The 19,738-nt window shown below is 60.9% G+C and carries 21 protein-coding genes and 1 tRNA gene; 8 read left to right on the top strand and 14 right to left on the bottom strand.

All coding sequences use genetic code 11. The features are described 5' to 3' along the window. Positions 1 to 317: 317 nt before the first annotated feature. Complete coding sequence (vapC, locus tag ACLEJR_RS10320; protein WP_440813681.1) at positions 318 to 737, bottom strand: type II toxin-antitoxin system tRNA(fMet)-specific endonuclease VapC; 420 nt, start codon at positions 735 to 737, stop codon at positions 318 to 320. Further along, positions 737 to 967 (bottom strand): type II toxin-antitoxin system VapB family antitoxin, encoded by a 231-nt coding sequence (gene vapB, locus ACLEJR_RS10315; RefSeq protein ID WP_440796660.1) that lies wholly within the window; start codon positions 965 to 967, stop codon positions 737 to 739. The genes vapC and vapB overlap by 1 nt, the downstream gene beginning before the upstream one ends. A gap of 183 nt (positions 968 to 1,150) precedes the next feature. Between vapB and ACLEJR_RS10310 the strand changes: the two genes are divergently transcribed. Beyond that, positions 1,151 to 1,600, top strand: coding sequence for a carboxypeptidase regulatory-like domain-containing protein (locus ACLEJR_RS10310; RefSeq protein ID WP_440813679.1), 450 nt, complete (start codon positions 1,151 to 1,153; stop codon positions 1,598 to 1,600). Positions 1,601 to 1,609: 9 nt separating this feature from the next. Here the strand turns inward: ACLEJR_RS10310 and ACLEJR_RS10305 are convergent, their stop codons facing one another. The 10 genes from ACLEJR_RS10305 to ACLEJR_RS10260 form a co-directional block, all read right to left on the bottom strand. Beyond that, entirely contained in the window at positions 1,610 to 2,056 is a 447-nt protein-coding gene (locus ACLEJR_RS10305) for a hypothetical protein (RefSeq protein ID WP_440813678.1), read from the bottom strand. 41 nt (positions 2,057 to 2,097) lie between these two features. Then, positions 2,098 to 4,332 (bottom strand): ATP-binding protein, encoded by a 2,235-nt coding sequence (locus ACLEJR_RS10300; RefSeq protein ID WP_440813676.1) that lies wholly within the window; start codon positions 4,330 to 4,332, stop codon positions 2,098 to 2,100. After that, a complete protein-coding gene (locus tag ACLEJR_RS10295) occupies positions 4,329 to 4,934 on the bottom strand; it encodes a biliverdin-producing heme oxygenase (RefSeq protein WP_440796656.1) in 606 nt (201 codons plus the stop codon). The genes ACLEJR_RS10300 and ACLEJR_RS10295 overlap by 4 nt, the downstream gene beginning before the upstream one ends. A 50-nt stretch (positions 4,935 to 4,984) precedes the next feature. Further along, positions 4,985 to 6,076, bottom strand: coding sequence for a PDDEXK nuclease domain-containing protein (locus ACLEJR_RS10290; protein WP_440813842.1), 1,092 nt, complete (start codon positions 6,074 to 6,076; stop codon positions 4,985 to 4,987). Between the two features lie 241 nt (positions 6,077 to 6,317). After that, positions 6,318 to 6,719 carry a hypothetical protein gene (locus ACLEJR_RS10285; protein WP_440813673.1) on the bottom strand — a complete coding sequence of 134 codons (402 nt, stop codon included), beginning with the start codon at positions 6,717 to 6,719 and terminating at the stop codon, positions 6,318 to 6,320. 65 nt (positions 6,720 to 6,784) lie between these two features. Continuing rightward, positions 6,785 to 7,114 (bottom strand): DHCW motif cupin fold protein, encoded by a 330-nt coding sequence (locus ACLEJR_RS10280; protein WP_440796654.1) that lies wholly within the window; start codon positions 7,112 to 7,114, stop codon positions 6,785 to 6,787. 114 nt (positions 7,115 to 7,228) lie between these two features. Next, positions 7,229 to 7,304: transfer RNA gene (locus tag ACLEJR_RS10275), tRNA-Phe, on the bottom strand. A 102-nt stretch (positions 7,305 to 7,406) separates the two neighbouring features. After that, positions 7,407 to 7,679, bottom strand: a complete 273-nt coding sequence (locus tag ACLEJR_RS10270; RefSeq protein WP_440796653.1) for an oxidative damage protection protein — start codon at positions 7,677 to 7,679, stop codon at positions 7,407 to 7,409. Then, complete coding sequence (gene mutY / locus ACLEJR_RS10265) at positions 7,676 to 8,743, bottom strand: A/G-specific adenine glycosylase (RefSeq protein ID WP_440796652.1); 1,068 nt, start codon at positions 8,741 to 8,743, stop codon at positions 7,676 to 7,678. The genes ACLEJR_RS10270 and mutY overlap by 4 nt, the downstream gene beginning before the upstream one ends. Then, on the bottom strand, positions 8,740 to 10,965 hold the full coding sequence (locus tag ACLEJR_RS10260) for an AsmA family protein (RefSeq protein ID WP_440813672.1): 2,226 nt from the start codon (positions 10,963 to 10,965) through the stop codon (positions 8,740 to 8,742). The genes mutY and ACLEJR_RS10260 overlap by 4 nt, the downstream gene beginning before the upstream one ends. Before the next feature lie 497 nt (positions 10,966 to 11,462). On the opposite strand from ACLEJR_RS10260, the gene ACLEJR_RS10255 reads away from it, so the two are divergent. The 7 genes from ACLEJR_RS10255 to ACLEJR_RS10225 all read left to right on the top strand — a co-directional run bounded on the left by ACLEJR_RS10255 (position 11,463) and on the right by ACLEJR_RS10225 (position 17,473). After that, on the top strand, positions 11,463 to 13,124 hold the full coding sequence (locus ACLEJR_RS10255; RefSeq protein WP_440813670.1) for an OFA family MFS transporter: 1,662 nt from the start codon (positions 11,463 to 11,465) through the stop codon (positions 13,122 to 13,124). A gap of 280 nt (positions 13,125 to 13,404) precedes the next feature. Continuing rightward, a complete protein-coding gene (hisB, locus tag ACLEJR_RS10250) occupies positions 13,405 to 13,998 on the top strand; it encodes an imidazoleglycerol-phosphate dehydratase HisB (protein WP_024778052.1) in 594 nt (197 codons plus the stop codon). Then, the gene (hisH, locus tag ACLEJR_RS10245; protein WP_440813667.1) at positions 13,998 to 14,636 is read left to right on the top strand and encodes an imidazole glycerol phosphate synthase subunit HisH; all 639 of its coding nucleotides are present in this window, start codon (positions 13,998 to 14,000) and stop codon (positions 14,634 to 14,636) included. Before hisB ends, hisH begins: the two co-directional genes overlap by 1 nt. Further along, the gene (locus ACLEJR_RS10240; RefSeq protein ID WP_215007663.1) at positions 14,636 to 14,893 is read left to right on the top strand and encodes a DUF2164 domain-containing protein; all 258 of its coding nucleotides are present in this window, start codon (positions 14,636 to 14,638) and stop codon (positions 14,891 to 14,893) included. Before hisH ends, ACLEJR_RS10240 begins: the two co-directional genes overlap by 1 nt. Positions 14,894 to 14,986: 93 nt before the next feature. Beyond that, on the top strand, positions 14,987 to 15,724 hold the full coding sequence (gene hisA / locus ACLEJR_RS10235; protein ID WP_440813664.1) for a 1-(5-phosphoribosyl)-5-[(5-phosphoribosylamino)methylideneamino]imidazole-4-carboxamide isomerase: 738 nt from the start codon (positions 14,987 to 14,989) through the stop codon (positions 15,722 to 15,724). 9 nt (positions 15,725 to 15,733) lie between these two features. Further along, the gene (hisF, locus tag ACLEJR_RS10230; protein ID WP_186658496.1) at positions 15,734 to 16,504 is read left to right on the top strand and encodes an imidazole glycerol phosphate synthase subunit HisF; all 771 of its coding nucleotides are present in this window, start codon (positions 15,734 to 15,736) and stop codon (positions 16,502 to 16,504) included. 222 nt (positions 16,505 to 16,726) lie between these two features. Beyond that, positions 16,727 to 17,473: a substrate-binding periplasmic protein gene (locus ACLEJR_RS10225; RefSeq protein WP_440796646.1), complete on the top strand. Its 747-nt coding sequence runs from the start codon at positions 16,727 to 16,729 to the stop codon at positions 17,471 to 17,473. Between the two features lie 160 nt (positions 17,474 to 17,633). Here ACLEJR_RS10225 and ACLEJR_RS10220 read toward each other — a convergent pair whose 3' ends face one another. Together ACLEJR_RS10220 and ACLEJR_RS10215 are read right to left on the bottom strand one after the other, a co-directional pair. After that, positions 17,634 to 18,416 (bottom strand): divergent polysaccharide deacetylase family protein, encoded by a 783-nt coding sequence (locus tag ACLEJR_RS10220; protein WP_440813662.1) that lies wholly within the window; start codon positions 18,414 to 18,416, stop codon positions 17,634 to 17,636. Between the two features lies 1 nt (position 18,417). Further along, positions 18,418 to 19,734, bottom strand: a complete 1,317-nt coding sequence (locus tag ACLEJR_RS10215; RefSeq protein ID WP_440796644.1) for a S41 family peptidase — start codon at positions 19,732 to 19,734, stop codon at positions 18,418 to 18,420. Positions 19,735 to 19,738: the final 4 nt, after the last annotated feature.

Raw genomic sequence — 19,738 nt, 5'->3', positions numbered from 1 at the left:
CTTGCTGTTGGCTGCCTTCCGTGGCGAGGCGGCCAAGCTAGCATGCGTCCGGATGGTCGCCAACAGCGTAACGGGTGGTAAACCGATGATGCGTGGCAGGTTGTCGCATCGGCGCAGCACACTGTCGCGCCATCAACAACCGAACGGCCGTTTGAACCCGGTTTACCGATGAAAATCCCGGGGGGAGTTGCGTAAAAAAAGGCGCGATGGTGCCAGCTTTGGGTGGGGGTGGGAAGCGTTAATCGGAGCGTGACCGCAATTCGATGACGGTCGGTTGATGCCTGCAGATCGTCCACGCTACATCCGGGCGGCGCACTTCAGATCCCTGGCCTCGCCGCAGAGGTCCAATCCTCGACGCGCAGTCCGGGGACTCTCTCGAATTCTTTCAAATTGTTGGTCACTACTATCAGTCCGCGTGAGCGGGCATGACCTGCGATCATCTGGTCGTAGGGACCGATCGGTTTTCCTGCTTTTGCCAATTCCGCTCGGATCATTCCGGTATGTGCCGCTGCTTCATAACAAAAAGGTAAAACCTCGAGACGCGCACAGAATCCTTCAATCACTCCAAGGTTTTTCTCTGGGGCAGATGACTTTTCTGCGCCATACATCAGCTCCATCAACGTGACAGCGCTGATGCAAAGCTGGCCGTGATGAAGTTTGAAAGCCTCCCTGACGATTTGGGGCTTGTTCTTGATAGTAAAAATACAGATGTTGGTATCGAGCATGAACTTGATCATTAAAACAGCTCGCGCTCCTGATCAGCAGGCTGTTCACGATCCGTCATGAAGTCCGCCGTCACGTTATCTCCATCGAACCAACTGTCCCACGCCTCGCCGGCCGGTGTGATAATGCGCGTTCTGCCGACTGCTATCACATCGACACGTTTCACGTCGTTGGGCATGGCCACTGCTTTGGGAAGCCGGACGGCTTGGCTGCGGTTGCTCATAAAGAGGCTGGTTTGTTCCATCTGCTGTCCTCCCCGTAATCTACGCAAAGAAGCATAGGGCAGGCATGGGATATGTCAACGGGATATGCCGCGTTTCGACGGTGAATTTGCTACTAATCGACAGTGCCAATGAGTCTAAAACCTTGGCACATCACCGCGATCAAAAGAGAACTCATGTGTCGTTCCATAACTGGAGTCCTCGCCATGACGCGCATCCATTTCTTCATTTTGCCCCTCTTCGTGCTGGGCGCGCTGTTGCTGCCCATCACGCTCAATGCCACTAACCTCGCGCCCATCGACAATGCCGGTGTGCAAGTGCAGCCGCTGCAGCAGAACGGCGTGACCTATCTCTCAGGTGGGATTGGCGAGGATGAAGTCCGTGCCATCGAACAAGCACGGGGCTATAACCTGCACATGACGTTTTCGGTGGGGCCCGAGAACAAATACGTCCCGGATGTGGATGTGACAGTCCAGAATGCGTCGGGGCAATCGATATTGACGCTGAAGGACGCCGGTCCGCTGGTGTATGTGCAACTGCCGCCGGGCAAGTACAAGGTAGTGGCGACGCGCACTGGCGAGGAGCGCCGCGACACCGCTGATGTAGGCAACGGCGCCGCACGTAACCTGGTGTTCCATTGGAACGCTGACCAATAGCCGACCGGCCTATTCGCCGCTGGGTTCTCCCATCGACTGGCGATAACGGTCCAGCGCTTCGCTGAAGTCCTTGATGAACTCCGGGGTGCTTAGCCAGCGCTGCGCCGTCTCGCGGTCCATGTCGTCGGCCCACATGCGGTAGTCCACCAGCATGTCTGCGGCCAGGTTGGTCGCGGCCATGCTTTCGTTCTCGGCGTTCTTCAGGTCTAGCAGGGCCGGGCGTTCGGTGATCATCACGCTCAGGGAGGACAGCAGCGTGTCGAGCAATTCGCTTCGACCGACGGCCTCGGCTTCGCGCAGCTTGGCGAACAGCTCCAGTACGTAGACCGGCGGCTGGGCGGTGGCATAGGCCGGATCGCCGTACATGGGGATGGATTTGCGCCCGGTCATGCGGATCTGCTTGGCTTTGTCTTTGGCGCGCTTGGCGCGTTTTTGCTGTTTGTTCAGTGAGGCCATTGGGCTTCGGTTTCCAATTCGTTAGAAGGGCGGTGCCCGACTCAGCCGATTTTCGGCACGGTAAAGCGGAATTCGCTGCCCATGCCTGGCTGGCTTTCGGCGTGCAGTTTACCGCCATGGGCCTGGACAATCCCTTTGGAAATGTACAAACCCAGCCCGGTGCCGTTCGGGTTGCCTTCCTTGACCGTCCAGTAACGGTCAAAAACGTGTGGCAACTGCTCCGCCGTGATGCCTTCGCCGGTGTCGCGAACGCTGAACACGATCTCATTGCCGACCGACATCGCACTGATGCCGACGCTGCCTAGGCGCGGGGTGAACTTGATGGCATTGCCGATCAGGTTGGAGAGCACCTGAAATAGCCGTTCGGGATCGGCGTTGATATGCAGGTCAGGTTCGGCGTGAAACGACATGTCGATGGCCTTGGCCGTGGCGAGCGGCGACAGCAGCGCGTAGGCGTCTTCGAATATCTGGGCGACGCTCGTCGGCCGCGGATTGATGGTGTAGCGTCCGGCATCGATGCGCGAGGTGTCGAGCAAGTCCTCCAGCAACACGTTCATGCGGCTGGTGGCCTGTTGCATGGTGTCGATGGCCGAGGCGATTCGCTTCGAGCTATGGGAGCCGTCGGAACTGAAGGCCTTCTGCATCATGCCGCAAAGCATGGAAATGACCGTCATCGGACTGCGCAAATCATGGGACACCACCGCGACCAGGTCATCGCGGGCCTGCACGGCCAGGCGCTCCTTGCGTACCTGGCGGGCCAGGTCGTTTTCCAGGGCCGAGCGCCGCAAGTCGTTGGCGGCGAACAGGTCGCCATGGGTCCATTTGGCGCTGATGCCGGCCATTTCGACCTTCCAGATCTCGAAAGAGGTCCGCGGTCGCAGGCGCAGGCCGGTCTCGCTGTTCTCCAAGTCCAGGGGCTTTTGCGGGTCACCGCTCCATTGAATGGTTTGCTTGACCTCGGGGCGGAACCACAGCACGCCGTTTTCCACCGGCTTGGGCAGGTGAATCGCCAGCACGCCGCTCGCCACGCCCTGATAGGCCTGGGCCGCTGGAAAAACGCTGCTCAGGTTGTGGTGGGAATAGACCGGTTGCCCGGTTTCCAGGATCCATTTGTGCAACTGGCGGATTTGATCCGGTGCTGGACACTGGCCGTAGCGGTGCAGCTTGTTGTCTTCCAGGATCGCGACGCCGCTGGCGCCGGTTAGGTCCAGCAGCCGCTGGGGCTGGTGGGACAGACTGTCGAACACGTTATGGCTGGAGTCGGCCATGGTGCTGGCGAGTATCTGGAGGTTTTCAAGCTTGGCGTCCCGTTGACGAGCCAGTTCCAACGCCTCCATGGCGCTGATCTGCAATGACAGTACTTGGCCGATGGTCTGGCACGCCATGCGCATTTCGTGGGGAACGAGCAATGGCTCGCGGTTGCCGCAACTGATCAGACCCCACAGCCGCTCACCTTCCATCAGCGAAATGCTCATGGAAGACAGCACGCCCATGTTCTTCATGTATTGGCGGTGGATGGGCGAGACGCTGCGCAGGGTGGAGAAGCTCAGGTCCAGCGGCACCTGAGTGTCGGGCCGCAGCTCGGGGATCAGCGGCACTGGCGCATAGTCGGCATTGGGGATGATCCGCAGCCAGTTGGTACGGTATAGCTCGCGGGCCTGCTCGGGAATGTCCGACGCCGGAAAGAACAGACCTTTGTACAGCTCCATCGACGGCGCGCTGGCCTCGGCGATCACCTGTCCGTGGCCTTCCTCTTCGAAGCGATAGATCAGCACCCGGTCGTAGCCGGTCATGGCCTGGATTTCCCGTACGCTGATTTCGTACAGCGCCTGGAGAGTTTTCGCACTCTGGAGGCGTTGCAGCATGCGGCCCAGGTTGGCTTCGCCGGTAACGCCTTCGGGACGGTAATCGCTCAGATGTTGTTCAAGCTCGACGATCAGGGCGCCCTGATGGCGATGAACCAGGGCGTCGAACCGCTGGGCGTTCACGACGACTGCCAGGGGCGCATTGTCGCTTTCCGGGGTGGCGCGACAGGCGACAAGAATGGCCTCGGCCTGTTCCGGACCGAACAGCGCCTCCAGCTTCTGGCCCAACAGCCTGTCGGGATCGTGCCCCATCAACTGCAATACATTGGCGCTGACCTGACGGATCAGGAAGTCGGGCTCCGACAGCATCAACAGCACGCCGTGAGGCTGGATGGCCCCGGGAAAGCGGATCGGCTCGTTTGCGCAATTGGCCAGGAGCTCTTCGAAGGCTTCTTGGTTTTCCGGGTTCATAGCAGGACCTCCTGGCTGTCCAGCCAGTGTTCAAAATAGGTAAACGTCGCCTTCGCGGCACGTGTAACTTCGAGCGTTTGCGCTTCGCCCAGGTTCCTGTCGTCCAGGTATTGGAGAAAGTCCTTCCAGCGCCGCCCGGTGAGTTCGCCGTACACATTAAGAAACGCCGCGCCGCTGGAGGCATCCAGCCCCAGTTGCTCGGCCACCCTGCGCCGCAGGACTTGCCCGCCGAGTGTCGCCCCTTCCAGTACGTAGGAAACGCCGAGCGCGGCGGCACGGGAGTCGATCCGTGGCAGCGCCTGGCAAACAGGCAGGGCGTCGATAGTCGCTTCATCCAGCCCCAACGCCTTGAGGTCGTCCCGCAGTACCGGAAGCTTGATCCGCAGCGATTGGTCGAGCCCGGTCGGTATCAGCGCCCGGACGTGCAGCTGTTGCTCCAGCGGCTGGTAAAAACCGTAGTAGGCCGCCATCAAACGCCGGTACAGATCCAGATCCAATTGCTCGGAGAAAAACGGCAGGCGCTTCTCCAAGGCGACGTGCATTTCGGCGGTTTCAGTCCGCAATGCTTGGATCAAGGAAGACAGGGGTGCGGCGGGTGACATGCAGGATAGAGCTCGCTCAAAGGGTTTTTGCCGAAAAAAGCGCATCAATCTTACACAGATTCATCAGGTGGGCTGTTATCGATTATCGAGTTTATCCCTCGAGTCGCCGGGTTCGCCTGCTCAAGGCGTGCCCGTTCACGATCCAATTCCTGGCGCAGCTCTTCTTCAGTGGGAAGCACCAGTTTGTACTCGCTGGCGAACAGTTGCTCGTTACCTTGCAATATGGAGTAACGCACCACTGACTCGTCTTTTTGGGTACAGAGGATGATGCCCACGGTGGGCTTGTCATCGGGGCCGCGTCGCAAGTCGTCGTAGAGACGCACGTACATGTCCATTTGCCCGATGTCCTGGTGAGTCAGTTCGCCGCGCTTGAGATCGACAATCACAAAGCATTTGAGCAGGTAGTTGTAGAACACCAGGTCGAGATAGAAGTCCTTGCTTTCGGTGCTGATGCGCTGTTGGCGGGCAATGAAGGCAAAGCCCTTGCCCAGCTCAAGAAGGAAGCCTTGTAGTTGGTTGATCAGGGCTTGCTCCAGATCGGTTTCCTGCAGGACGCCGGCATTGGGCAGCCCGAGGAATTCGAGAATCACCGGGTCCCTGACGATGTCTCGTGGGCCAAGATTGAGCGCTTTGATATTGGCGATCGCTTCCTCTTCCACGGCGGGCCGGTCTCGACTGGCCAGCAGGCGTTCATAGTAGAAGGTGCTGATTTGGCGTTCGAGGGCACGGGTGGACCAGTTCTGGCTGACTACCTCGTTCATGTACCAATGGCGCGCACTGTCATTCTCTACCCGCAAAAGTGTCCGGTAATGGGTCCAGCTCAATTCGGTACGCACTGCGTTCCAAATTGGAAACTTTTGATAAAAATATCGCATGTGGCGCAGGTTACGTTCATCAAATCCCTTCCCAAACCGCGCCGTCAGCACTTTCGCCAGCGTCGGCACCAGTTGCGCGCCATAAGTCGCCCGATCCGCGCCTCCCTGTTCGAATTCGATGATGTGCCGGCCAATCTGCCAGCAAGTCTGTACTTGGAGGGTATCGACGGCGCGCAGGACTTTCTGACGTGCCTGGTGGATCAGTTCACCGAGTTCGTTGATCAGCGGTGCGAGTTTTGGGTCGTCTTGCGGCAGGAGCGGAGTCATCGAAATGGCAGCCGTGATGGTGGGCGGACCCAAAGGATGCTCCAAGGTGTATTTCGATGATGCAGGGCGAAGCTGATTGATTGGGAGGAATCATTGCAAGTTCATGCAGGACCGGGATGAAGGGGGGGCCAGTCAGAAGAACCTGTGTTGTAGGACGTATCCCTAAGCGGCGTCATCCAGAAAGGGGCTGCTGCGCAGCCCAGCGGGAGCAAGCTCCCTCGCCACGGGATGGGTCTGAGCTTCAGCTGTTCGCCAGGGCTTGGGAGGCGGCGACGTAATCGGCCTGGAATTGTGGGCTCTCGACCCAGTCCAGGGCGGCTTGTTCGTCGACACCGGTGGTCATGCGTCGATATTCGATCAAGGCGGTGAAGATGAAGTCGGTGGCTTCTTCTTCGCCTTCCTGTTCCAGTACCAGGGCCAGCAGTGGGTGCTCCAGGAAAACCGTGCACATGGCTTGCTGGCTGACCTTTTCGGCAGCGCGCATGGCTTGGAAAAGGTCTGACAGATCCACCGTCTCCAGATCGATGCGCTCATCGTTCGGGTCGAGGAAGTCATTCGGCGCAGCGGCGCGTTGGATCCGGTTGTTCTTGGCTTTCGCCTTGGCGCGCTGGTTTCGTTTTTGCTGTTTGTTTGCCGAGGACATGGCCAGGACCCTGAGGTAAAAAATAGGCGATCTATCCTACCGCTTCACGCCGGGCGCTTCGAATCTCAATCCACCACGAACAGGGTGGCGCCTACCGAAGTGGACGATCGATGAGGCTCGGCATGGTCGGCCACCTGATAGCTCATGCCGGGCTTGAGCACGAACTGGCGTCCGTCCTCCAGCTCGGTATTCAGCTCGCCCGTCAGACAAAACAGAATGTGCCCTTTGACGCACCAGTGGTCGGCCAGATAACCGGCTGTATATTCCACCATCCGTACCCGGATGTTCCCGAACTGCCGGGTGCGCCAATAGGCGGTGCCGGTGACGCCCTTGTGTTCGGTGGGCTCGATGGTTGACCAGTCGGTGGTGCCGAAGGGAAGGTTGGTGATGTCCATGGCGACTCTTTGAGGGAAGGCTGCAACGGATGAATGTAGCCGAGTCGATGGGGCTCAAGAAACTCCAGCCAATAAAAAACCCCGATCAATTGCTTGATCGGGGTTTTCGGTATTTGGTGCCCAGAGACGGAATCGAACCGCCGACACGGGGATTTTCAATCCCCTGCTCTACCGACTGAGCTATCTGGGCAACGGGGCGCATTAAACGGGTTTTTCGGGGGGGCGTCAAGCACGTTATCAAAAAATATTTAATTATTACCGTCGCTTACGTTCCGCCCCCGCTCTGGAGAGCTTATTCGGACGGCGGCACGTAGCCTTCGGCCTTGGCGTAATCTTCGCCGGAAAAGAACTTTTCCATCTCGCCCTGAAGGTATTTGCGATCTTCGGCGTTCATCATGTTCAGGCGTTTTTCGTTGATCAGCAGGGTCTGGTGTTTCTGCCAGTCGCCCCAGGCCTTGGCCGAAACATTGTCGTAGATGTCCTGGCCCTTGGCGCCCGGGAAAGGCAAGCGTTCCAGGCCTTCGAGTTCTTCTTTGTACTTGCGGCACATGATGGTGCGGGTCATTGCAACTCTCCTGCATTCAATACGGCGGCCGCGCGTTCGAGCAAGGTTTTGACCGGAGCGGCAAGGCCCAGGCGCGGCGGGGTGGCGAGGTTATACCAGAGCCAGTCGGCCTCGGCCACGTGATGGCCGGTTTCTCGGACCTGGACCAGCCAGGGTTCGATGGCCAGTTGGAAATGGCTGAAGGTGTGCACCAGGCTTGGCATTTCCTGTTGTTTGCCCAACTCCAGGGAATGTTGCAAGGCCAGGTGCTGCAAGTCATCGAGGTCATCGAGTTCCGGCAGGCTCCACAGCCCGCCCCAGAGCCCGGTGGACGGGCGGCGGTAAAGCAGAATCGCGCCCTCACGGTTGGCCAGCATTGGCATCAAGGTGCGTTTTTTCGGCACGTCTTTGCGGGGCTTGGGAATCGGGTAGCGGGTTTCCAGGCCCAGCAGGTGCGCTTCGCAGCCCGCTCTCAACGGGCAGAGCAGGCAGCTGGGCTTGCTCCGAGTGCAGAGCGTGGCGCCCAGGTCCATCATCGCTTGGGTGTAAGCGTTGACCCGGTCCTGCGGGGTGAAGCGCTCGGCGGTGGCCCACAGCTGCTTCGCCACCTTGGGTTCGCCCGGATAGCCTTCCTGGGCGGTAAAGCGCGCCAGGACCCGCTTGACGTTGCCGTCGAGGATAGGCGCCCGCAGGCCCATGCTGATGCTGGCGATGGCGCCGGCAGTGGACAGGCCGATGCCGGGCAGCTCGGTCAGTTTTTCCACATCCCGGGGAAATTCTCCGCCGTAGTGCTCAACGACGATCTGCGCGGTTTTCTGCAGGTTGCGCGCGCGGGTGTAGTAGCCCAACCCGGTCCACAGGTGCAGTACCTCGTCCTCCGGGGCGGCAGCCAGGGCCTGGACGGTCGGCAGCGCACTCATGAAACGATCGAAGTAATTGAGCACGGTGCTGACCTGGGTCTGCTGCAACATGATCTCGGAGACCCACACCCGGTATGGGGTAATGTCTTGCTGCCAAGGCAGGTTATGCCGGCCATGGCGGTCGAACCAATCCAGGACGGCGGCGGAAAACTGCTCGGCTCTCATCGCTTGAACAGCCCCTTGAGCGCGTCTTTAAGCTCGGGGCTGACCTTGTCGCCGAGCTTTTCATCGATCTTGTCACTGAGGCGCTCGCCAGCCAGCTTCGCCGCGACCTTGCCCATCCCTTCGTTATCCAGGCGGCAGGCCTTGGCGCCCAGCTCCAACGGGCCGCGGCAGCGCAACGGCCATTCGATGTCGACGTAGCGTTCGTTGACCTGGCAGGCCGGGTCAGGCATGTCGCTCTTGTCGCCCTCGACGATGATGCCGACGCGGTAGTCCATGCCCAGCACCCGCAGGTCGATGTCGCCGTTGCCATTGACCGTCATGCCGGGGATACGGACTTTCAGGTCCGGGTTGTTGGCAACGCCATTGTGGAACGTGAGGTTGCCGTTGAGTTGCTGGAACGGCGTGTCCCTGCCCCGGGGTTCGCCGCTCAGCGTCTTGCGATTGAGCGTGGCGATGCCTTTGCACAGTTGCTGTTCGAGATTGGCATTGAGCAGCACGCCATCGTTGATGACAAACCCGGCGTTGCCGTTGAGGCTGTCGATCAAAGCCTTCTGGCTGTTGCCGTTGGCGGTCACCGCGCTGTTGAGCGTGACCAGCCCTTTGACCGGCGGGTTCTTGCCCTGGCTTTCGATGATCTTCTCCGCTGGCACGCGGTTGATGCGGGTTTGCAGGTTCAACTGTGGCGTAGCCTGACGCACGTCCAGGGTGCCCTTGGCTTCGAAGTTGCCGCTGTACAGATCGCCCCGCAGGTTTTCCAGGGTCAGCAGGCCACCTAGGCCTGTGGCCTTGAGCGCAGCGTTCTGGATCGGCAGTTTATCCAGGATCAATTGACCGAAGTTCAGGTCGGCGTCCAGGTCCAGCTTGCTCAGGCGTTCCACGGGAAACAGCCGGTCATTGCTCCAGGCGCCTTGGGTTGGCGCGTTCGGCAGCGGTGTAGTACCGGCCCCGGCCATGGCACTGGCTTCGGTGTTGCTGACCTCGGCTTCGCGGGCGGCCTTGGAGCTGTCGGCTTCGGCGGACTTGGGCGGCAGGTAGCGGTCGACATTGAAGGTGTCGACCTTGAGCTGCGCACGCAAGGACTGCTTGGCGAAGTCTTCGACGGCAATACGACCGCTGAACGTGCTGTCATCGACTTTCAGGTTGATGTCGTTGAGCTCGATACTCGACGGTGTACCGGCAATACGGCTGGCCAGCTCGACCTTGCTCAGGCTGCCTTCGCCCATGGCCGGCAGTTTCTGGCCGATGCTGTCGACGAAGTTCGCCAGGTCGAACTGGGCGATCGACACGCCGCCGCTCAACTGCGGCGTCTTGTCGAGATCGTTGACCTTCAGTTCGCCCAGGGCCCGCAGTTGGTTGAATGACAGCTTGATACCGGTCCATTCGGCAACGTTCGCGGCTTTGTCCAGGAGCAGCTGGCCTTGGGCGGCGAAGTTCACCGACTTGCCCTGCAGCGGGTCGCCCGTGGCTTCGCCGGCCAGCTTCAGGTCTTCGAACTTGTAGCGCTGCAAGGCGCGTTCATAGCGCAGTTCACCGGTGACTTCGGTGCGCACGCGCAGTGCCGGCTGATTGCTGGACAGGAATGCCGTGAGCGTGACCGGAATGTTGGTGGAGTCATGGACCGGGCCGGTGCTCAACTGGATGCTTTCGGCGGTGAATACCTTGCCGGTCCGCTCGTCGGTGTATTCGACCCGGGCGTTGTTGACGGTGAGGCTGTCGATGTCCAGGCGGGTCGGCTGGGTCGGTTTTTCCGCCGGGGCGCTGGCGGGCTGAGTCGATGTCTCGGCCGTCGCCGGCGTGTTCGCCGTTGTCGCCGGGGCCGGCACCTTGCCGATATCTTCCCAGTTGCCGTGGCCGTTCTTGTCGTGGGTGAGGCGCAGATTCAGGCCCTCGACGCGCACATCGCTCATCTGCACTTGCTTGCGCAGCAACGGAATCACACGCACCGACAGACCCAGCATCTGCAGATCGGCGAAGGGTTGGGTCGGGTTGACCAGGGTCGCCACACTGGCATCGTGCAATTCCAGGCCCAGCCAGGGGAACAGGCTCCAGCCGATATCGCCATTGAGGGTCAGCTCGATGTGGGCCTTGTCGCGGGCTATCTGGCGGATCTCTTCCTTGTAGTCGTTGGGATCGAAGAGGTGGGTCAGGGCAAAGCCCAGGGCCACAATGATCAGCAACAGCCCGAGAAGTACCAGACCCAGGATTTTGCCGAACGCTTTCATGGGCGAATCCTTGTAGGTTGAGTTCAAAAATCAGCCTGGGAGTATAACGCCCCGAATTGTTGGCGCGTTGGTTGATCGTTCCTTCCCGCTGATGCAAATCAGCGCAGCACCTTGTGGCGAGGGCGCTTGCTCCCGCTGGAGTGCGCAGCGCTCCCCCAAAATGGGACTGCTACGCAACCCAGCGGGAGCAAGCGCCCTCGCCACAGGAACTGCGGGGGCTTCAGGTCCAGGCTGGGCATATGAGTGCCGGAAAAATAAACGGTTCACGCCCTACAGAAAGCGAGCAATGGCGCGATAAGACGGGTGACATGAAAAAGGTGATATCACTTTGGTTTTTCTGTCACGAGCAAATGGTAACCTTTACCAGTTCGTCCATCCTGCTGCGGCTTGATGTCGCATCAACATGGAGCTTCACCAGAAAATACAGCCGCCTGCGTGCAATCAAGGCTGAGGGTGAAGCGTGCCGGCGAACCATTCCAATAACTGGGGGATACACAATGAGCACGAGCATCACGGCGGACGGCATTGTCGACCAGCCTGCGTTCCTCTCCAAGGAACGCATTATCGCCAAGCCCGGCTTCAACCGTTGGCTGGTTCCACCGGCGGCACTGGCCATTCACCTTTGCATCGGCATGGCCTACGGCTTCTCGGTGTTCTGGTTGCCACTGTCCAAAGCCTTGGGCATCAGCAAGCCGGTGGCCTGCGCCCCGGACATGAGTTTCATCTCGCAAGTCTTCTCGTCCCAATGTGACTGGCCGATCTCGATGCTTGGCTGGATCTACACGCTGTTCTTCATTTTCCTGGGCTGCTCGGCAGCCATCTGGGGTGGCTGGCTGGAACACGCCGGGCCGCGCAAGGCTGGTGTCGTATCGGCATTGTGCTGGTGCGGTGGCCTGCTGATTTCCGCGCTGGGCGTCTATACCCACCAGATCTGGCTGATGTGGATCGGTTCCGGGGTAATCGGTGGTATCGGCCTGGGCCTGGGCTACATCTCTCCGGTGTCGACCCTGATCAAGTGGTTCCCGGACAAGCGCGGCATGGCGACCGGCATGGCGATCATGGGCTTCGGCGGTGGCGCGATGGTTGGTGCTCCGCTGGCCGCGGCGCTGATGAGCCATTTCGCGTCGCCAACCGACGTGGGCGTATGGCAGAGCTTCCTGGTGATGGCCGCGATCTACTTCGTGTTCATGATCGGCGGTGCCTTATCGTACCGCGTTCCGCCAACCGGCTGGAAACCAGAAGGCTGGACGCCGGCACCGAAGAAAGCCGCGAACGCGATGATCACCCATCGCCACGTTCACGTGAACGTTGCCTGGAAAACCCCGCAATTCCGTCTGGTATGGCTGGTGCTGTGCCTGAACGTATCGGCCGGTATCGGCATCATCGGCATGGCTTCGCCACTGTTGCAGGAAGTGTTCGGCGGCAAGTTGCTCGGTAACGACCTGCCTTTCGGCCAGTTGGACGCCACTCAGTTGGGCCAGATCGCCGCCATTGCGGCCGGTTTCACCGGGCTGCTGAGCCTGTTCAACATCGGCGGCCGGTTTTTCTGGGCGTCGTTCTCCGACTACCTGGGCCGTAAAAACACTTACTTCGTGTTCTTCGCCCTGGGCGTTGCGCTGTACACCCTGATCCCGAACCTCGGCCACCTGGGCAGCATCGCGCTGTTCGTGGCGGCGTTCTGCATCATCCTGTCGATGTACGGCGGCGGCTTCGCCACTGTGCCGGCCTACCTGGCGGACCTGTTCGGTACGCAAATGGTCGGCGCGATCCACGGTCGCCTGTTGACGGCCTGGGCCGCGGCGGGCGTGTTGGGTCCGGTGCTGGTGAACTACCTGCGTGAATATCAGCTGAGCATCGGCGTCGAACGCGCCGCGGCCTATGACATCACGCTGTACATCCTCGCCGGCCTGCTGGTACTGGGCTTCCTGTGCAACCTGATGGTTCGCCCGGTTGCCGACAAGTACTTCATGACTGACGCCGAACTGGCCGCCGAACAGGCGCTGGGCCACGACAAAGGCGCCGACAGCACGACCTCGCTGGAATGGAAAGCCGCACCAGGTACCAAGCTGCTGGCGGTTGCCGCCTGGCTGGTGGTGGGTATTCCGTTGGCGTGGGGTGTGTGGGTGACCTTGCAGAAAACGGCGGTGTTGTTCCACTAAGCCGTTCGCCCTGACCCATCGGGTCAGCGCAATCCTGTGGGAGCGAGCCTGCTCGCGATGAGGCAGTGTCAGTCGACATCTTGGTCGGCTGACACACCGCTATCGCGAGCAGGCTCGCTCCCACATTGTTTTAGGGCGTGTCCATTTGCTTGTATGGACATGTCTATCCCCGACGGCGCGGCATCCAGCCCGTCAGTCATATCACCGTTCGTGTTTCTGTTTGCCGCTCGCGCCCCTATAATGGCTGCCTTTTTCGCCCAATGATTTTGCGGAGCTGGTGATGGCCGAACGTAAGGCGTCTGTCGAGCGCGACACTCTGGAAACCCAGATCAAAGCCTCGATCAACCTGGATGGCACCGGAAAGGCCCGGTTTGATATCGGCGTGCCTTTTCTCGAGCACATGCTGGACCAGATCGCCCGTCACGGGCTGATCGACCTGGACATCGTCAGCAAGGGCGACCTGCATATCGACGATCACCACACCGTGGAAGATGTCGGGATTACCCTGGGGCAGGCTTTCACCCAGGCCATCGGCGACAAGAAGGGCATCCGTCGCTACGGTCATGCCTATGTGCCGCTCGATGAAGCGCTGTCGCGCGTGGTCATCGACTTCTCCGGTCGTCCCGGCCTGCAAATGCACGTGCCGTACACCCGCGCCACCGTGGGCGGCTTTGACGTGGACCTGTTCCAGGAATTCTTCCAGGGCTTCGTCAACCACGCCAATGTCACCCTGCACATCGATAACCTGCGCGGGCACAACACCCACCACCAGATAGAAACCGTGTTCAAGGCCTTCGGCCGCGCACTGCGCATGGCCGTGGAGCTGGATGACCGCATGGCCGGGCAGATGCCTTCCACCAAAGGCGTCCTGTAATGCAGACGGTTGCAGTTATCGACTACGGCATGGGCAACCTGCACTCGGTGGCCAAGGCCCTCGAGCATGTGGGCGCCGGCAAGGTATTGATCACCAGCGATGCCGAGGTGATTCGGGAAGCTGACCGGGTGGTATTCCCCGGCGTCGGTGCGATTCGCGATTGCATGGCCGAGATCCGTCGCCTGGGCTTCGACTCGCTGGTGCAGGAAGTCAGCCAGGACCGCCCGTTCCTCGGCATCTGCGTAGGCATGCAAGCCTTGCTGGAGCGCAGCGAGGAGAACACCGGTGTCGACTGCATTGGCATGTTTCCAGGCCAGGTGAAGTTCTTCGGCAAGGATCTGTGCGAAGACAGCGAGCACCTGAAAGTCCCGCACATGGGCTGGAACGAAGTGAAGCAGGCAGTGGACCATCCGCTGTGGCACAACATCCCGGACCTGGCGCGCTTCTACTTCGTGCACAGCTACTACATCGCCGCCGGCAATCCGCGACAGGTGGTAGGCAGCGGTCACTATGGCGTCGATTTCGCCGCCGCCTTGGCCGATGGCTCGCGTTTCGCGGTGCAGTTTCACCCCGAGAAGAGCCACACCCATGGCCTGCAATTGCTGCAGAACTTCGCGGCGTGGGACGGTCGCTGGTAATGGCCCGCAAGAAGCCGCCGATCCTCACCCTCACGCCCGAGCAGGAAAGTGAGGCGAACCGCAAGATCCAGCGGTTCATGGAGGAGCGTTTCGAACTGGACCTGGGTTCGTTCGAAGCGGCGGAAATTCTTGATCTGTTTACCCGCGAAATAGCTCCGCACTACTACAACAGGGCGATTTTCGACGTGCAGGCGCACCTTAAGGAAAGGTTCGAAAGCATCGAAAGCGACCTGTGGGCGCTCGAAAAAAGCAGTTGAAAGCTTCAAGCTTCAAGCTGCAAGAGAGAAACATAAACGCATGCTTGCAGCTTGTGGCTCGCAGCTTGTGGCTCTTTTGACGAAGGAAAAAGCATGCTGATTATCCCCGCTATCGATCTCAAGGACGGCGCTTGCGTCCGTCTGCGCCAGGGCCGGATGGAAGACTCCACGGTGTTCTCCGACGATCCGGTGAGCATGGCCGCCAAGTGGGTGGAGGGCGGTTGCCGTCGCCTGCATCTGGTGGACCTGAACGGCGCTTTCGAAGGCCAGCCGGTGAACGGTGAAGTGGTCACCGCCATTGCCAGGCGCTATCCGAACCTGCCGATCCAGATCGGCGGCGGCATTCGCTCGCTGGAAACCATCGAGCACTACGTCAAGGCCGGTGTGAGCTACGTGATCATCGGCACCAAGGCCGTGAAAGAGCCTGAGTTCGTCGCCGAGGCCTGCCGCGCCTTTCCGGGCAAGGTCATCGTTGGTCTGGACGCCAAGGACGGTTTCGTCGCCACCGACGGCTGGGCTGAAGTCAGCAGCGTGCAGGTGGTCGATCTGGCCAAGCGTTTCGAGGCTGATGGCGTGTCCGCCATCGTCTACACCGACATCGCCAAGGACGGCATGATGCAAGGCTGCAACGTCCCGTTCACCGCCGCCCTGGCCGCTGCCACGAAGATCCCGGTCATCGCCTCCGGTGGTATCCACAACCTGGGCGACATCAAGGCACTGCTCGACGCCAAGGCGCCGGGTATCATCGGCGCGATCACCGGTCGCGCGATCTACGAAGGCACCCTGGATGTCGCCGAGGCCCAGGCCTTCTGCGATTCCTACAAAGGCTGAGGACTGACCATGGCGCTGGCCAAACGCATCATCCCTTGCCTGGACGTGGACAACGGCCGGGTGGTCAAGGGCGTCAAGTTCGAGAACATCCGTGACGCCGGCGACCCGGTGGAAATCGCCCGTCGCTATGACGAGCAGGGTGCGGACGAGATTACTTTCCTCGACATCACGGCCAGCGTCGACGGCCGCGACACTACGCTGCACACCGTCGAGCGCATGGCCAGCCAGGTGTTCATCCCGCTGACCGTGGGCGGTGGCGTGCGCACTGTCCAGGACATCCGCAACCTGCTCAACGCCGGCGCGGACAAGGTGTCGATCAACACCGCCGCGGTGTTCAACCCGGAGTTCGTCGGTGAGGCGGCCCAGCGGTTCGGCTCGCAATGCATCGTGGTCGCCATCGATGCGAAGAAAGTGTCCGGCCCGGGCGAAACTCCACGCTGGGAGATCTTCACCCATGGCGGTCGCAAACCCACGGGTCTCGATGCCGTGGAGTGGGCGAAGAAGATGGAAGGCCTGGGCGCCGGGGAAATCCTGCTGACCAGCATGGACCAGGACGGCATGAAAAACGGCTTCGACCTGGGCGTGACTCGCGCCATCAGCGATGCGTTGGGTATTCCGGTGATCGCCTCCGGTGGCGTCGGCAACCTGCAGCACCTGGCTGACGGTATTCTCGAAGGCCATGCCAGCGCGGTGCTGGCGGCGAGCATCTTCCACTTTGGCGAATACACCGTGCCCGAGGCCAAGGCCTACATGGCGCAACGCGGTATCTGCATTCGCTGACCGCTGGACACCATGGCGGGCCCAAGGCACTCTTGGGTCCACCATGGATTGCGGTAGCTAGTGGCCTGTACGGTTAACTCGGGTGCTCAAGTTCGAGTGCCAGGACTTGCCAGGCAAGGCCATGACGAGTCGTAGCCCAGCTACGGCGATGAATGGCCACGCAGCTTGGCGAGCACTGGCGCCGAACTTGAGTGCACGAATTAGCCACACAGGCCACTATACATGCTCAAACGCTTTGTTCTTGCCCTGGCCGGCGCCACGTTGCTGCTCGCAGGCCCCACCCGCGCCGCCGATACGTCATTGGTGCTGCTGACGGAAAACTTCCCGCCTTACAACATGGCGAAGAACGGCAAGAACTTCGCCCAGGACGAGAACATCCATGGCATCGCCGTGGACATCGTCCGCGAGATGTTCAAGCGCGCCGACATCACCTACAGCCTGACGCTGCGTTTCCCTTGGGAGCGGATCTACAAGCTCGCCCTGGAAAAACCCGGCTACGGGGTGTTTGTCATGGCCCGGTTGCCGGAGCGGGAAAAACTCTTCAAATGGGTCGGCCCCATCGGACCGGACGACTGGGTCATGCTCGCCAAGGCTGACAGCACGATCGCCCTCGACTCGCTGGAACAGGCGCGCCGCTACAGGATCGGTGCCTACAAGGGCGATGCGATTGCCGAGACCCTCGGCAAGCAGGGGTTGAACCCCATCGTCGTGTTGCGCGATCAGGACAACGCCAGGAAACTGGTCAACGGTCAGATCGACCTGTGGGCCACCGGCGACCCGGCCGGGCGCTACCTGGCACGCCAGGAAGGGGTGAGTGATCTCAAGACTGTGTTGCGGTTCAACAGCGCCGAGCTGTACCTGGCCTTGAACAAGGACGTGCCCGATGACGTGGTTGCCCGGCTTCAGAAAGCTCTGGATGAGCTGCGCAAGGAAGGCGAGGTGGACGCGATCATGGCGCGGTATCTCTGAGAGATCCGCCGGCCGGTCTGGCCCTATCGTCGGATCGCCGCCCGGAGCAGGCTCGCTCCCACAGGGGATCTGCTGTGAACACAAATCTTATGCTCGACACAGAACCATTGTGGGAGCGAGCCTGCTCGCGATGAAGGCAACGCGGTCTTGATCCAAGCCCCTACCGATACACCCCATCTTTCCCATGCCCAATCATCGCCCGGTTGCTGCGCAGGCTGATCATCGACTTGATGTCGATCCATTCGATGCCCTGGGCCTTGAGCCGGGGCAGCTCGCGTTCCAGTACCGCCAGGGTCTGTGGGTAAGGATGGCCAATCATCACCGCCGAGCCCTGACGGCGAGCCAGGTCGATGGCGGTCTGGAGCTGGTGGGCGATGGCGGCTTCCGTGCGTTCATCGTCGAGAAACACATCCCGCGACACACTCGCCAGGCCGATTTTCTGCGCCTCGGCGGCGGCGACTGTCTGGGCGCTGGTGCGGCTGTCGACGAAGAACTTGTGCCGTTGTTGCAAGTTCGTCATCAGCCACGCCATGGCCTGGGGCTGGGCGGTCATGCGGCTGCCCATGTGGTTGTTGATCCCGCTGGTATAGGGCACGGCGGCAAACGCGGCGTCGAGGCGCTTGCCCAGTTCTTCGAGGGGCAGCTCCGGATGCCAGGCGAAAGGCCCGGTGGCCGGGTCCATCGGCATGTGCAGCATGACGATCTTGCCGGCGCGATGAGCTTCGCGGGCAAACTCGGCGGCGTGGGGGGTATCGGGCATGATCGCCGCGGTGACCGGGCCGGGCAACGTCAGCACCCGGCGATCCCGGGGCAGGTTCTGTCCCAGGTCGTCGATGATCAGGCTCAGGTAAGCCTTGTGCGGTGACACGGAGGAAGGGGCGGGCGCCGCAAAGGCAGCGCCGGCGATACAGCACAACAGGCCAAGGAGGAGCCGCAGTCCCATCTCAGCGGCCGGAAGTGATGTTCAGTCCTTTAAGCAGGCTCAGGGCCTGGGCCAACTGGTAGTCGTCATCCTGCGGCATCGGCTTGGCCTTGGCACCGGAACCGCTCGGCTTGTCCGCACCACCGTTGCCATTGCCCAGGTGCCCTTGCAGGTCGGCTTCCTTAAAGTATTCGCTGTCCTGCTCGTTGGTGATCTTGGCCTTGCGCACCTCGATGTCCGGGACGATGCCCTGGGCCTGGATGGAGCGGCCGTTAGGCGTGAAGTACAGCGCAGTGGTGATCTTCAGCGCGCGGTCATTGTTCAGCGGCAATACGGTCTGCACCGAGCCTTTGCCGAAGCTGGTAGTGCCCATGACCACGCCGCGTTTCTGATCCTGCAAGGCGCCGGCGACGATTTCCGAGGCCGAGGCGCTGCCGCCGTTGATCAGCACTACCAGTGGCACGGCTTCGCTCAGGTCGTTGCCGGTGGCCGAGAAGCGCAACTCGGAGTTGGCGATGCGGCCCTTGGTGTAGACGATCAGGCCTTTGGTGATGAAGTGGTCCACCACCTCCACGGCCGATTGCAGCACGCCGCCGGGGTTGTTGCGCAGGTCCAGGACCAGACCGTTGAGTTTCTTGCCGTTGTCCTTGCGCAGCTTGGCCAGGGCCTTGGCGACTTCTTCGCCGGTCTTGACCTGGAACTGGGTGATGCGGATGTAGCCGTAGCCCGATTCCAGCAACTGACTCTTCACGCTCTTGACCTGGATGACCGCCCGGGTCAGGGTCACGTCGAACGGCGTGCCGCCGTCGCGCACCAGGGTCAGGGTGATTTTCTGGCCGATCTTGCCGCGCATCTTGTCCACGGCTTCGGTCATGCTCTGGCCGCGCGTCGGCTGGCCGTTGATCTTGACGATGAAATCACCGGCCTGGATGCCGGCCTTGGAGGCAGGTGTGTCGTCGATCGGCGATACCACTTTGACGAAGCCGTCTTCGCTGCCGACCTCGATGCCCAGGCCACCGAATTCACCGCTGGTGCTTTCCTGCAACTCGGCGAAGTCTTCCGGCCCCAGGTAGGCCGAGTGCGGATCGAGGTTGCTGAGCATGCCCTTGATGGCGTTCTCCAGCAGCATCTTGTCATCCACCGGTTCGACGTAGGCGGCCTTGATCCGGTCCATGACCTCGGCGAAGGTGCGCAGCTCGTCCAGCGGCAGCGGTGCCTTGGTGGTGGCGGCCGATGCGGCGGGCGCCGACGGTGCCGCTTCGGCGGCGAAAGTCAGGGGCGCACCGATCACCAGGGCGATCGTCAGGGCCAGCGAGGTGAGGCGGGACAAATGCAGCATGTCG

The sequence above is a fragment of the Pseudomonas sp. SMN5 genome (assembly GCF_052041925.1).
Taxonomy (GTDB): domain Bacteria; phylum Pseudomonadota; class Gammaproteobacteria; order Pseudomonadales; family Pseudomonadaceae; genus Aquipseudomonas.
The sequence above is the reverse complement of the archived record's forward strand: the minus strand, read 5'-3'. Positions and strand labels throughout refer to the sequence as shown.